Genomic DNA, 13,342 nt, shown 5'->3' with positions numbered 1-13,342 from the left:
CTTTCCCACCCACCCACCCGATTGCCCCGCAGCCTTCCCCTCGGCGAACAAGTTTTTCCCGCCCATCCGCCCGATTGCCGGGAAGGGGCTGCATCGTGGATAGGGGGTGGGGCGGGCGGGGAACGTACGGCTAGGGGGGATGGGCAGCGATTGAGGCTAGGGAGGGGTGCCCGGCCCGCATGCACCTGCTGTCGGCGACGTGTGTGAGGGGACGTGGCGGTATGTCCGCCCGGAGCACGGTTCGCGGCGCTCCGGTGGCGGAGTAGCCCTGCGGTTAGGGGATGTTAGCGAGGACGGACATACCGGCGCGGCACCGTCCCCACACACGGAGCGGACCCGCTGCCCCGTACACACCTGCTGTCGGCGACGTGCGTCAGGGGACGTGGCGGTATGTCCGCCCGGAGCGCGGGTCCCAATACTCCGGAGCCGAAGTAGCCTCGCGGGCACCGGACGTTAGCGAGGATGGACATACCGGCGCGGCCCCGCACTCACGAGCGAACCGAACCCGTTGCCCGTACGCACCCGCTGTCGGTGACGCTCGCGTCCGCCCGGAGCGCGGCTCCCAATACCCCGGAGCCGAAGTAGCCCGCGGCCCCGGCACGGCACCGCACCCACACACCGAGCGAACCCGCTGTCGACAGCGCGCGTGAGGGGGGGGCAGACCAGCCGCACCCAAGACGCACCGCACCCCACCCCGCGAAACCTCAGCCCCCCGCGCCCCCCACCGGCACCCGAGCCGAGTAGAACCGTGTCGTCCGACGCAGCCGGAACCCCAGCGACTCGTACAGCCGGATGGCACCAACGTTCCGCGCAGCCGTGTGCAGGAACGGGGTCTCCCCGCGGGCGCGGATCCCGTCCGCCACCGCCAGGACCAGCCGCGTCGCAAGCCCCTCCCCCCGGACAGCCGGATCCGTGCAGACCGCGCTGATCTCCGTCCACCCGGGCGGGCGCAACCGCTCCCCGGCCATCGCCACGAGAGCACCCCCTCGGCGTATGCCGAGGTACGTGCCGAGCTCCACGGTTCGCGGCAAGAAGGGGCCGGGCTGTGTGCGCCGGACCAGATCCAGCATCTCCGGAACGTCAGCCGCCCCGAGCCGCACAGCCTCCGCGTCAGGCGCGGCGGCCACCCCGTCATCCACCAACTGCACGCCCGCGATGTCGAACGTGACCTCCCACCCCTCCGGCAACCCCACCCGCACCCCGGCCAGCGGAACGTCCGCGCCGGGCCCCGCAAGCGCGGCGAGATCCGCCCAGTCGTCCGCCTCCGGAGCATCGGGCAGCCCCAGCCACGGCGACACGTCCAGCGGATACCGGACCACGCGCCCCCGCCGCTCGGCGAACCGCGCGTGGGGCCCGTTCAACGCGGCGTAGGCGGGGTTGTCCAAGGGATGCGTCCCCCGTGGGGGCGCAGTACGGAGGCCGCCGCCCGGGGCATCGAGGCCGGACACCGGCGTAACGCCACTCACGCGCCCACCTCGATCACGACCTTGCCCCGCGTATGCCCACCCTCCACCGCACGGAGCGCCTCACCGGCCCGCTCCAGCGGATACGTCGCCGTCACCTGGGGCCGCAGCACCCCGTCGACGGCGAGCCGTGCCACCGTGTCAAGGACCTCACTGGTCCGCGCCCGCGCGACCGCCGCCCCGCCCAGCTCGGCGACCGTCTCCTTGGCCGCGGCCGTGATCAGCTTCCCCCGCGGGTCGGGGAGCAGGGACGCCACCGTCACGAGATCCTCGCCGCCCACCAGGTCGAAGACCGCGTCTACGCGGCCGTCCGGCGCAGCCGCCCGCACCCGGTCCGCCAGGGCGGGCCCCGGCGGCACATGCACCGCGCCCAGGGACTCGACGAAAGCCTTCTTGCCCTCGCTTGCCGTGCCCACCACACGAACGCCGAGGTGCCGCGCCAACTGTGCCGCGGCCACGCCCACCCCGCCGCCTACTCCGGTGATCAGCAGCGTCGCCCCGGCGGGCAGATCCAGCTGACGCAACCCGTCGTACGCCGTCGCCACCGCGACCGGCAGCGCGGCGGCTTCCGCGAAGCTCAGGCCCGCCGGCTTGTGCGCGGCGAGAGAGGCGGGGAGAAGGGTGTACTCGGCGTAACCACCGGTGTCCGGATTGCCGAACACCGCATCGCCCACGGCAAAGCCCACGACGTCCGACCCGACCGCTTCGATCACGCCCGCGACTTCACTGCCCAGCACCTCAGGGAACTCGGCGGGCGGCGACCCGGGCCTCCGCTTTCCCGCGCGCAGCTTCCAGTCGACCGGGTTGACCCCCGCAGCCCGCACCGCGACCAGGAGCTGCCCCGGACCGGGCTCCGGTGGGTCCTGGTCGACGAAGGTCTCCACTTCAGGGCCGCCGAACCGGGTGAATACGTACGCCTTGGACATGTGCTCCCTCGCTTCGAGCTGTGAACCGTGAGCTGTGAACCGTGAGCCGTGAACCCGCACCGCCAATCGACGCGGGCCTCACCTAGGACGACCGCCATGATCGCCCCGCTATTCCCCGTGCGCCGCAGCGTTCACGAGGTCGCAACGAGAGCCCCACGGCCGACGGCGCCAGCCCTCTGTCCCACCCACCCTCATAAAACTGAACGACCTCCAAAGTTTTGCCGACGCGAGCCTTGACCTTAAGTGTTCAACCAATCAAGACTCAGGCCCCGTAACACCGCACTGGCGCGGATGACGCATTCAGCTCTTGGCGTCGTCGACCCAGTTCGGCATGCCCAGAGCCGCGTTCGGAGGCCATTTCGCCATGCCTGCCACCACACGTCGTGAACTCATGAAGCAACTGGGCGGCACCGCAGCCGCCTTCGCCTTCCTCGCCGCCGCCGGTGCCACCCCCGCCGCAGCCACCCAAAGCGCCGGCACCGGCACCGGCACCGGCACCGGCACCGGCACAGGCGCCGGAACCGCCACCCCGGGCGCGGCCGCCGCCACGCGCCGCGTCCGGGGGCTCATCGCCCGCCTCACCCTCGACGAGAAGATCAGCCTCGTGCACGGCGCGACCGACCCCCGAAGACTGGGTCAGGCCGGATACCTGCCGGGCGTCGAACGTCTGGGCATACCGGAGCTGCGCCTGACCGACGGTCCCGCGGGCGTGAACGTCACCAAGTCCGCCACCGGCCTCCCGCCGGTCGCGACACTCGGCTCCTCCTTCAACCTCGAACTCGCCCGCGAGTACGGCGAGGTCATGGGCCGCGAGGGCCGCACCCTCGACATGGACGTCCTGCTCGCCCCGCAGATCGAGCTCTCCCGCACGCCCTTCTTCAGCCGCAACAAGGACCAGTCGGGCGAGGACCCCTACCTCAACGGCCTGATCGGCGCCGCCCAGGTCGAGGGCGTCCAGGCGCAGGGCATGCTCGCCCAGGCCAAGCACTTCCTCGCCAACAACCAGCGCCTGCACGAGTTCGACCGCGAGAAGCCGGAGAATTCGTACGACTTCGTCGTCGATGACCGCACCCTGCACGAGCTGTATCTGCCCGCCTTCGAGGCTGTTGTCCGCGCCGGGGTCGCCTCGGTCATGTCGGCGTACAACCACCTCAACGGCGAGTGGAACTCCGAGCAGAGCACCACCCTCACCGACATCCTCCGCGGCGAACTCGGCTTCAAGGGCTTCGTCACCTCGGACTGGGGCGCCACCCACTCCACGGCCGCGCTCGAAGCGGGCCAGGACATGCAGATGTGGGACGGCTCGTTCTACGGCGAGCCGCTGAAGAAGGCCATCAAGGACGGCTCCATTCCCGAGGCCGCCCTGGACGCCGCCGTCTCCCGCATCCTCGGCCGGTACGACGCCTTCGGCATGCTCGACGGCAGCCGTGTTCCCGCCCGGAAGGAGATCGACGTCAGGGCGGGCGCCCGTGTCGCACGCGAAGTCGCCACGCAGGGCGCGGTGTTGCTCGCCAACGACGGCGGCCTTCCGCTGTCGCACGCCGCCCTGCGCAACCTCGCACTCATCGGTCCGACCGCGGGCCAGGTGGCCACCTCGGTCTCCGGCGAGCGCGCGTACGGCTTCGAGGAACGCCTGATCAGCCCGCTCGACGCGCTGCGCCGCACCACCAAGCAGAGGATCGCCTACGAGGTCGGCGTCGACCTCACCGGCACCGCCGTCCCCGCATCCGCGTTCCCCAAGGGCCTGACGCGCACAGGCGGTGGCACGGGCGCGACGACGGACAAGACCGTCGACTTCGTAGGCGACAAAGCGCTCCCCGTCGGCACGACCGCCAAGTGGACCGGCACCTTCGTGCCGCCCACCACCGGCGAGTACGCGCTCAAGATCCAGGGCTGGGGCGCGGCCGTCTCGCTGAGCCTCGACGGCAAGGAGCTGACGACCGCGGCGGGCGCCCGCGACAGCTTCGCGCGCAAGTGGTCCTCGATCGTCCCGACCACGGACGGTCTCGACAACGGTCAGGCCGAGCCCGTCCAGCTCACCGGCGGCCAGTCCTACCAGGTCGTCGTCAAGGCCACCGGCTGGGCCACGACCATCGCCGAACGCGGCCCGGTCCAGGTGCGGTTCGGCTGGGTGACACCGGAGCAGCGCACCGCCTCCATCGCCGAGGCGGCGCGGCTGGCCCGGCGCGTCCACACCCCGGTCGTCTTCGCCTTCAACGGCTCCGGCGGGTCGGTGGGCGGTGGCGGCGACTTCACCACGCTGACGCTCCCCGCCCACCAGGACGAGCTGATCACGGCCGTGGCCAGGGCCAACCCGCGTACGGTCGTCGTCCTCACCGCCGGCTGCCCCGCGACGATGCCCTGGCGCCGCGAGGTCGGCACGATCCTGCACACCGGCTACGTCGGCCAGGAGGGCGGCTGGTCCACCGCCGACCTCCTCACCGGCCGCGCCAACCCGGGCGGCAAAGCCACGGTGACCTGGCCGAAGAAGGACACGGACCACCCCACCCTGGACCCGGCCCACCCCGAGCGCTACTACGGCGTCGACGGCACGGTCACGTACAGCGAGGGCATCTTCACCGGCTACCGCGGCTTCGACAAGGCGGGCATCGAGCCCCTCTTCCCCTTCGGACACGGCCTGTCCTACACGGAGTTCGGCTACCGCGACCTCTCCGTGCGCAGGGCGGGCGAAGGCTACGAGGTGTCGTTCACGGTGACCAACCGGGGACGCCGCGCGGGCGCCGAGGTCCCGCAGGTGTACGTGGGCCCGCCGCGCGGTGCCGGCGTCGAGATGGCAGTGAAGACACTGGCCGCCTTCGACCGCGTCGAGCTGCGCGCGGGGGAGTCGCGCCGGGTCAGGGTGCGGGTCGCCGAACGGCAGCTGTCGTACTGGGACACGGACCGCGGCCACTGGGTACGCCCGGAGGGGCGGCGCGCGGTGTACGTCGGGTCGTCGTCACGCGACATCCGGCTGACGGGGACGGCGCGCTAGGGCGGCGGCCGGGGGAGACCCACGTCACTTCCGCGCATGTCACAGCACGCGGGGCCCAACCGTCCATGAGGTGTAACCAGCGGCAACCACACAGGAGCGCACCATGGAAGCTCGGCTGAACATCATGGCAAGCCCGGTCGCGGCCAAGGCGATGAAGCACATCGTCGCCGCCGCCACCTCACTCACGGAGTCGACGCTGCCTGCCGCGACGCGTGAACTGGTGATGCTCCGCGCCAGCCAGATCAACGGTTGCGCCGGGTGCATCGACATGCACACCAAGGACGCAACGCACGCCGGGGAGTCCCAGGTGCGCCTGCACCTGGTGGCCGCCTGGCGCGAGGCCAAGGTGTTCACCGAGGCCGAGCGCGCCGCCCTGGAACTGGCGGAGGAGGGCACCCGGATCGCGGACGCGGCAGGTGGCGTCCCGGACGAGGTGTGGGCGAACGCGGCCAAGCACTACGACGAGGACCAGCTCGCCGCCCTGGTGACCGTGATCGCCGTGATCAACGCCTTCAACCGCGGCAACGTGATCACCCAGCAGCCCGCGGGTGACTACGAAGTCGGCCAGTACCACTGAGGTCAGTAGCACTGAGGCCAGTACCACTGAGGAGACGGTCTAGGGGAGCCGCTCCGCCTCGGCCGGCTCACCAAGTCCCTCACCGTCCATGGTGAGGGCTTGGGTGAGCCGGTCCAGGTGCGCACGGTACAACCCGACGAAATCCAGCCGCCCTTCGGCGATGGCCCACTGGACCTGGAGCCCGTCGGACACGGCGAGGATCTCGCGGGCGACGCACTCCACGGCGGTCTCTGGTCTCAACTGCCCCGCTTCGACCGCGCGTTGAAGTGCGGAGGCCAGGGAGTGCGCGACGCGTTCGTACCGCTCACTGAAGTAGGCGTGTGCCGGGTGCGAGGGATCGCCTGCCTCCGCCGACAGCTTGGTGTAGAGCTGGATGAGCCCGGGCTGGGTGAGGTTGTACGCGGCCAGCGCGAGGACCTCATGGAACAGCGCGCGCACGTCGGCACCCCCGGAGCCGGGACCGAGCCGTCCGAAGGTGCGGACCGTGCGCTCCTCGCGTGCTTCGAGCACCGCCATCAGGAGACGCTGCTTCGACCCGAAGTGGTGCGTGATGACGGTGGCGGAGGTGCCCGCTTCCGTGGCGATCTTCGCCAGGGAGGAGTTCAGATAGCCCGCCCTGGCGAAGAGCGCGAGAGCCGCGTCGATGATGGCCGCCCTGCGGGAGTCGGCGGCGGCGTACTGCCCTGTCGGGCGGTGGCGGGGGGTGTGCTGCTCCATGGGGGCAGATTACGTTCCCCCGGATCTTCCCCTGCCGTGCCGCCCCGGACCCCCTGCCCCCATACCTCAGCCCGGCGGCGGGTCAGCCCTTCAGCCCTCGGTACAACGCCCCCACCAGATGCACGCTCCGCAGATCCTCCCCGGAGGTCCCGCCGCCCATCTGGTTCATCACGTACGCGAACGAGACGCGGTTCTCGGGATCGGCGAACGCGTAGGACCCGCCCGCGCCCCCGTGCCCGAAGGCCCGCGGATTGGGGCCTGCCTGCCCGTACAGGTTCAGCATGTAGCCGAGCCCCCAGTCCCACTTCTCGCCCCACGCCGTGCCCGCCGCGAGCACCAGGTCCGGCTCGTCGGGCTCGCCCTGCCGTGTCCGGAGCCGCTCCAGTGTCCCGGGGCTCACCAACTCCCCGCCGCCCAGCGCCGCGTACACCGTCGCGAGGCCCCGGGCGGACGCATGCCCGTTGGCCGCGGGGATCTCGGCGGACCGATAGGCCGCGGTGTTCACGTTGCCGACGGGCAAATACTGCAGGGCGAGCGTGACGACCGCCATGGGATGGTCGTCGATCGACGTCACCGGGGGCGCGGGCGGGGGAGCGGAGCCGAGTGCGCTGCGCGGGCCGTCCGGCACGATCGGCCTTGCCATGTTCGCGCACCGGCCGTGCTCGCTCTCCGGGGTGCCCACGAAGACGTCCGCGCCCAGTGGCCCCGTCACCTCGCTGCGCAGGAACGTACCGAGCGAGACCCCCGTGATCCGCCGGACGACCTCTCCGACCAGATAGCCGAAGCTCAGCGCGTGGTACCCCTGGGCCGAACCCGGCTGCCACCACGGCGGCGCGGCGGCGAGCGCCCCGCACACCTTCTCCCAGTCGTAGAGGTCGTCCGACGTCATGGGCTCGCGCGGCGCGATCACCCCGGAGCGGTGGCTCAACAGCCAGCGCACCGGGATGTCCGCCTTGCCCTCCTGGGCGAACTCCGGCCAGTAGCGGGCGACCGGCGCGTCCAGGTCGAGCTCGCCCCGGTCGACCAGCAGATGCGCGCACAGCGCGGTCACCCCCTTGGTCGTGGAGTACACGTTCACCAGCGAGTCGCGCTCCCACGCGCGCGTGCCCGTCTTGTCCGCGTCACCGCCCCACAGGTCGACGACGAACTCGCCGTCCACGGTGGCCGCGACGGCCGCTCCGAGGTCGCCGCGCTCGGTGAAGTTCCGCTCGAACTCCTCGCGTACGCCCTCGAATCCCGGGGCGCAGGTGCCATGGATGTGTGCGGTCATGACTCTCCTCGATCGCTGGAAGCGCCGACCCGCCACATCCTCGCGCATGGTTGCCCACGGCACCTAGAGTGCGTCGGCGGAGGAGAAAAAGAAGAGGCAAGGAGGTGTTCGCACTCCTTGCCACTCTTAATTTATAGCGCAGTGGGGGGCTTGCGGCAAGGCCCCGGTCGTACCGCACAATCGCAGGCCTAAGCCCAGGACCTGCGAAAACGGGAGATTCATTAAGTGCCTGCGTTGCTGTCTGCGTTCGACCTTCCTGCCCACCTCGCCCCCAAGGCCGACCCGACGCTGATCGACCGGGACGAGAAGCACTTCGCGGCCATCGCACAGAGCCTCGAGCAGACCATCGCCGACGTGTCCGACCGCCTCGACGCCCAGCGCAGGGCGCCCGGCGGCATCGGCCGGGAGGCGATGGACCGGGACCTGGAGATCCACCGCCTGAGCGGTCGCCTGCGCGCGCTGAGCCGCTTCGGCCTCGACCTGTGCCTCGGACACATCGTGACCGCGGACGCCCCTGAGCCCGTCTACATCGGCAGGCTCGGCCTCACCGACAGCGAGGGGCGCCGGCTGCTGCTCGACTGGCGCGCCCCCGCGGCCGAGCCGTTCTTCGCGGCGACCCACGCCGACCCGATGGGCCTGGCGAGCCGCCGCAGGTACCGCTGGACCGACGGCCGGATCAGCGACTACTGGGACGAGGTGTTCACCGCCGACGGGCTCGAGGGGCACGCGGCCCTCGACGACCAGTCCGCCTTCATCGCCAGCCTGGGCAGCAACCGCTCGTCCCGGATGCGCGACGTGCTCGCCACCATCCAGTCCGACCAGGACGCCATCATCCGGGCGGGCTCACGCGGCGCTCTCGTCGTCGACGGCGGTCCCGGTACGGGCAAGACCGTCGTCGCCCTGCACCGTTCCGCCTACCTGCTCTACTCCGACCCCCGTCTCGGTCACAGCCGGGGCGGCGTGCTCTTCGTCGGCCCGCACCGGCCCTACCTGAACTACGTCGCCGACGTCCTGCCCAGCCTCGGCGAGGAGGGCGTGCAGACCTGCATCCTGCAGGACCTCGTCGCCGAGGGAGCCGCGGCGCGGGCCGAGGCCGACCCGGAGGTGGCGCGCCTCAAGTCGTCCGCCGACATGGTGAAGGCGGTCGAGAAGGCCGTCAGGTTCTACGAGGAGCCGCCCACCAAGGGGATGACGGTCTCGACCGACTGGGCCGACGTCCGGCTGAGCGCTGACGACTGGGCCGACGCGTTCGACGCGGCGGGACGCGGCACCCCGCACAACGAGGCGCGCGAGCAGATCTGGCAGGAGCTCGTCGCGATCCTCCTCGACAAGCTCGACGGTGACGTTCCCGGCGAGCTCTTCGAGAGGTCGCTGCGGCACGACGAAGAGCTGGTCACCACCCTGCACAAGGCGTGGCCGCTGCTGGAGGCGGCCGACCTCGTCGGAGACCTGTGGTCGAACTCCGCCTACCTGCGGATGTGCGCCCCCTGGCTCGGCGGGGACGAGGTACGCACGTTGATGCGCAAGGAGGCGCCCCAGGCCTGGACGCTGTCCGACCTGCCGCTCCTGGATGCGGCACGACAGCGGCTCGGGGACCCGGAGGCGGCCCTGCGCAAGCGCCGGCACGAGGCGATCCTCGCCGCCCAGCGCGAGCAGATGGCGCAGGTCGTCGACAACCTCATCGACGCCGCGTCGGCCTCCGGTGCCGACGGTGACGACGGCGAAGGCCTGGTGACGATGTTGCGCGGGCAGGATGCCCAGGTCAGCCTGGTCGATGCGTCCGAGCTGCCCTCCACCGACCCGGACCGGCTCGCGGGGCCGTTCGCGCACGTCGTGGTGGACGAGGCACAGGAGCTGACCGACGCGGAGTGGCAGATGCTGCTGCTGCGCTGCCCGTCCCGGAGCTTCACCATCGTCGGCGACCGCGCGCAGGCCCGGCACGGGTTCACGGAGTCGTGGCAGGAACGCCTCGAGCGGATCGGTCTCGACCGCGTCACGGTGGAGTCCCTGAGCATCAACTACCGGACGCCGGAAGAGGTCATGACGGAGGCCGAGCCGGTCATCCGGGCCGCGCTCCCCGACGCCAACGTGCCGACCTCCATCCGCAGCAGCGGCGTACCCGTCACGCACGGTGCGGTGGCGGACCTCGACGCGGTCCTGGACGGCTGGCTCGCCGCCCACGGCGACGGGATCGCCTGTGTCATCGGCGATCCCGCCTTCCGGGAGACGGACCGCGTGCGGTCACTGACCCCGGAGCTGTCGAAGGGGCTCGAGTTCGACCTGGTCGTCCTCGTCGACCCGGAGGACTTCGGCGAGGGCATCGAGGGAGCGGTCGACCGCTATGTCGCGATGACCCGCGCGACCCAGCGGCTCGTCATCCTCACGAGCCGCTGAGCCGCTGAGCCGCGGCCCTCGGGATCAGAGCCAGCTGCCGTAGCGCCGGATGTACCAGCCCTTCACCACCTGGGTGAGCGTGCAGTACGCGAGCAGCGTCCCGATCAGCCACGGGAAGTAGCTCATCGGCAGCGGCCGCATCGACAGGGCCGGTGCCAGCGGCGAGAACGGCAGCCAGAGACCGAAGGCCATCACCGCGCCCGTCATGAACAGCACAGGAAGTGACGCACGGGACTGGAGGAACGGGATCTTGCGTGTGCGGATCATGTGCACGATCAGCGTCTGCGACAGCAGGCCCTCCACGAACCAGCCCGTCTGGAAGAGGGTCTGCTGCGCGGGCGAGTTCGCCTGGAAGACGTACCACATCACCAGGAAGGTGGTGATGTCGAAGACCGAGCTGATCGGACCGATCCGGATCATGAACCGGCCGATGCCCTTGGCATCCCAGGTGCGCGGCTTGCGCAGGTACTCCTTGTCCATCCGGTCCCAGGGGATCGACAGCTGGCTGATGTCGTAGCAGAGGTTCTGCACCAGGAGGTGGATGGCGAGCATTGGCTGGAAGGGGAGGAACGCCGACGCGACCAGGACGGAGAAGACGTTCCCGAAGTTCGACGACGCCGTCATCTTGATGTACTTGATGGTGTTGCCGAAGGTCTGACGGCCCATCAACACGCCCTGCTCCAGGACCATCAGGTCCTTTTCGAGAAGGATGATGTCCGCGGATTCCTTGGCGATGTCGACGGCCGTGTCGACCGAGACACCCACATCGGCCTCGCGCAGCGCCGCCGCGTCGTTGATGCCGTCGCCGAGGAACCCGACGGTGTGCCCGTCGGCCTTCAGGGCCCGTACGATCCGCGCCTTCTGGACCGGGTTGACCTTCGCGAACACCGTGGTCGTACGGGCGAGCCGGCGCAGCTCGGCATCGTCGACCAGGTCGACGGTGGCGCCCGTGATGAGTTCGCTGACGTCGAGGCCGACGTCCGCGCAGACCCGCGCGGCGACCAGTTCGTTGTCGCCGGTGACGACCTTGACCGCGACGCCGTTCCCGGCGAGCGCGCGCAGGGCGTCACCGGCGTCCCGCTTCGGCGGGTCGAGGAACGCCAGGAACCCGACGAGGGTCAGGTCCGACTCGTCCGCCGCCGTGTAGGTGTCGCGATCGGCGGGCACGGTGCGCGTCGCGACCGCGAGGACGCGCAGGCCCTCACGGTTGTGGCGCTCGCTGATGTGCGTGACGTGGGCGCGCAGTTGGCCGGTGAGCTCGACGCGCTCGCCGTGGTCCATGATGTGGCCGCACCGCTCGATGACCTCCTCCACCGCGCCTTTGGTGACGATCGTGTGCTCGGCCGAAGGTCCGGACAGGTCGTCGCGGCGCAGCACGACGGACATCCGCCGCCGGGCGAAGTCGAAGGGGATCTCGTCGACCATCGTGAAGAGCCGGTCGACGACAACCTCCTCGGCCTCGTCGATGCGGTCCACCACCGCCTGGTCCATGAGATTGCGCAGGCCCGTCTGGAAGTGGGCGTTGAGGTAGGCGTATTCGAGCACCTCGCGGTCCTCGTGACCGTGGGCGTCGAGGTAGCGGTCGAGGACGATGCGGTCCTCGGTGAGCGTGCCCGTCTTGTCGGTGCACAGCACGTCCATCGCGCCCAGGTTCTGGATCGCGTTGAGCTGCTTGACGACGACCTTGTGCCGCGACATCGCGACCGCGCCGCGCGCCAGGTTCGCCGAGACCACCATCGGCAGCATCTCGGGGGTCAGTCCGACCGCCACGGAGATCGAGAAGAGCAGCGCCTGGTCCCAGTCGCCCTTGGTGAAGCCGTTGACCGCGAAGACGATCGGGACCATCACCAGCATGAAGCGGATGAGCAGGAAGCTGACCCGCCGTACGCCGAGGTCGAACGCGGTCTGCGGGCGGTCGCCGGCCAGGGCACCCGCCATCGAGCCGAAGTAGGTGTCCGCGCCCGTGGTGACGGCCACGCCGGTCGCCGTGCCCGAGGTCACCGACGTACCCATCAGGCAGAGGTTGTCGGCCTCGACGGGGTCGGTGGTCGCGCCCTGGCCGAGGTCAGGGATACGCGTATCCGACTTGGCCGCAGGCAACGACTCACCTGACAGGGCGGCCTGACCGACCATCAGGTCCTTGGCGGTGAGCAGCCGCAGATCGGCCGGGACCATGTCGCCCGCGGCCAGCTTCACCAGGTCGCCGGGGACGACCTGCTCCATCGGGATCTCTTCGGTGCCGGGGTGCTCGCTCCACCGGCGCAGGACCGTGCAGGAGGTGGTGACCAGAGCTTTCAGCGCCTGGGCCGAGCGGGTCGAGCGGAGCTCCTGCCAGAACCGCAGCAGGCCGCTGATCAGCACCATCGAGGTGAGGATCCAGACGCCGGGGTCGGCCGGGTCCTGCCAGTACATGACCGCGGCGAGCGCGACCAGTACGCCGATGAAGGGGTTGCGGAAGGACTTGGCGAGCTGCGCCGTCCAGTGCGGGACGCGCTCCTGGGTGACGACGTTCTCGCCGTACCGCTCCAGGCGTTCGAGCACCTGGTCCTGGCGCAGGCCGCGGGTGTCCGTGCCGAGGTCCCGCAGGACGTCGCGGGCGGGCTTGGCGCTCAACTCGGCCAGGTGCAGGCCGACTTCGCGGGTGCGGGCGTCCAGCTCGGCGGCCTTGCGCTCGCGGCGGCCGTCGCGGACGCGGGGGGTGGTGGGGGTGGGGTTGTCGCTGGGGTTCTCGCCCGGGGATGCCGGGCGTACCTGGGGAATCAGCTTGTTCATGGCAGACCTCCCTCCGTGCGGGGGCATGGCGAAGCAGGCCCGTGCACAGGGACGTGGATGTGAGGGGTGATGCCGTCGGCGGCGGCGGCGGGCACGGCGCATGGCCGCGGGTGCGTTACCGCGTGACGGAGGAGTGGGCCGGGCGGAACGCCTCGGCCGGGAAGCGGGATCGCTTCGGTGAGCAGAGCGGCTTCGGAGAGCGAGGCCGCTTCAGCGAGACGTGGCGCTGAC

Annotated in this window: 8 protein-coding genes; 3 read left to right on the top strand and 5 right to left on the bottom strand. The window is 70.8% G+C overall.

Annotation, left to right across the window (positions count from 1 at the left end; all coding sequences use genetic code 11):
- Positions 1 to 704: 704 nt before the first annotated feature.
- Together AB0E78_RS09625 and AB0E78_RS09620 are read right to left on the bottom strand one after the other, a co-directional pair.
- The gene (locus tag AB0E78_RS09625) at positions 705 to 1,385 is read right to left on the bottom strand and encodes a GNAT family N-acetyltransferase (protein ID WP_361830022.1); all 681 of its coding nucleotides are present in this window, start codon (positions 1,383 to 1,385) and stop codon (positions 705 to 707) included.
- 77 nt (positions 1,386 to 1,462) lie between these two features.
- Complete coding sequence (locus AB0E78_RS09620; protein ID WP_361830021.1) at positions 1,463 to 2,389, bottom strand: NADP-dependent oxidoreductase; 927 nt, start codon at positions 2,387 to 2,389, stop codon at positions 1,463 to 1,465.
- 364 nt (positions 2,390 to 2,753) lie between these two features.
- Here AB0E78_RS09620 and AB0E78_RS09615 point away from each other — a divergent pair, with 364 nt between their 5' ends.
- Together AB0E78_RS09615 and AB0E78_RS09610 are read left to right on the top strand one after the other, a co-directional pair.
- On the top strand, positions 2,754 to 5,381 hold the full coding sequence (locus AB0E78_RS09615) for a glycoside hydrolase family 3 N-terminal domain-containing protein (RefSeq protein WP_361830020.1): 2,628 nt from the start codon (positions 2,754 to 2,756) through the stop codon (positions 5,379 to 5,381).
- A 103-nt stretch (positions 5,382 to 5,484) separates the two neighbouring features.
- Complete coding sequence (locus AB0E78_RS09610) at positions 5,485 to 5,958, top strand: carboxymuconolactone decarboxylase family protein (RefSeq protein ID WP_361830018.1); 474 nt, start codon at positions 5,485 to 5,487, stop codon at positions 5,956 to 5,958.
- A 39-nt stretch (positions 5,959 to 5,997) separates the two neighbouring features.
- On the opposite strand, the gene AB0E78_RS09605 is transcribed toward AB0E78_RS09610, so the two are convergent.
- Positions 5,998 to 6,675, bottom strand: coding sequence for a TetR/AcrR family transcriptional regulator (locus AB0E78_RS09605; RefSeq protein ID WP_361830016.1), 678 nt, complete (start codon positions 6,673 to 6,675; stop codon positions 5,998 to 6,000).
- Between the two features lie 82 nt (positions 6,676 to 6,757).
- Positions 6,758 to 7,945: a serine hydrolase domain-containing protein gene (locus AB0E78_RS09600; protein ID WP_361830015.1), complete on the bottom strand. Its 1,188-nt coding sequence runs from the start codon at positions 7,943 to 7,945 to the stop codon at positions 6,758 to 6,760.
- Between the two features lie 225 nt (positions 7,946 to 8,170).
- Here AB0E78_RS09600 and helR point away from each other — a divergent pair, with 225 nt between their 5' ends.
- Complete coding sequence (gene helR, locus AB0E78_RS09595) at positions 8,171 to 10,339, top strand: RNA polymerase recycling motor ATPase HelR (protein WP_361830013.1); 2,169 nt, start codon at positions 8,171 to 8,173, stop codon at positions 10,337 to 10,339.
- Between the two features lie 24 nt (positions 10,340 to 10,363).
- Here helR and mgtA read toward each other — a convergent pair whose 3' ends face one another.
- Entirely contained in the window at positions 10,364 to 13,111 is a 2,748-nt protein-coding gene (gene mgtA, locus AB0E78_RS09590) for a magnesium-translocating P-type ATPase (protein ID WP_361830012.1), read from the bottom strand.
- Positions 13,112 to 13,342: the final 231 nt, after the last annotated feature.

The organism is Streptomyces sp. NPDC032198 (assembly GCF_040636975.1).
In the GTDB taxonomy this organism is placed as follows: domain Bacteria; phylum Actinomycetota; class Actinomycetes; order Streptomycetales; family Streptomycetaceae; genus Streptomyces.
This window is presented reverse-complemented; position numbering and strand designations above follow the sequence as displayed.

Bases quoted from the DNA above. Each gene is read 5' to 3' on its own strand.
- AB0E78_RS09605 (WP_361830016.1), bottom strand. From the start codon at position 6,675: ATGGAGCAGCACACCCCCCGCCACCGCCCGACAGGGCAGTACGCCGCC.
- AB0E78_RS09600 (WP_361830015.1), bottom strand. From the start codon at position 7,945: ATGACCGCACACATCCATGGCACCTGCGCCCCGGGATTCGAGGGCGTA.
- AB0E78_RS09620 (WP_361830021.1), bottom strand. From the start codon at position 2,389: ATGTCCAAGGCGTACGTATTCACCCGGTTCGGCGGCCCTGAAGTGGAG.
- AB0E78_RS09610 (WP_361830018.1), top strand. From the start codon at position 5,485: ATGGAAGCTCGGCTGAACATCATGGCAAGCCCGGTCGCGGCCAAGGCG.
- AB0E78_RS09615 (WP_361830020.1), top strand. From the start codon at position 2,754: ATGCCTGCCACCACACGTCGTGAACTCATGAAGCAACTGGGCGGCACC.
- mgtA (WP_361830012.1), bottom strand. From the start codon at position 13,111: ATGAACAAGCTGATTCCCCAGGTACGCCCGGCATCCCCGGGCGAGAAC.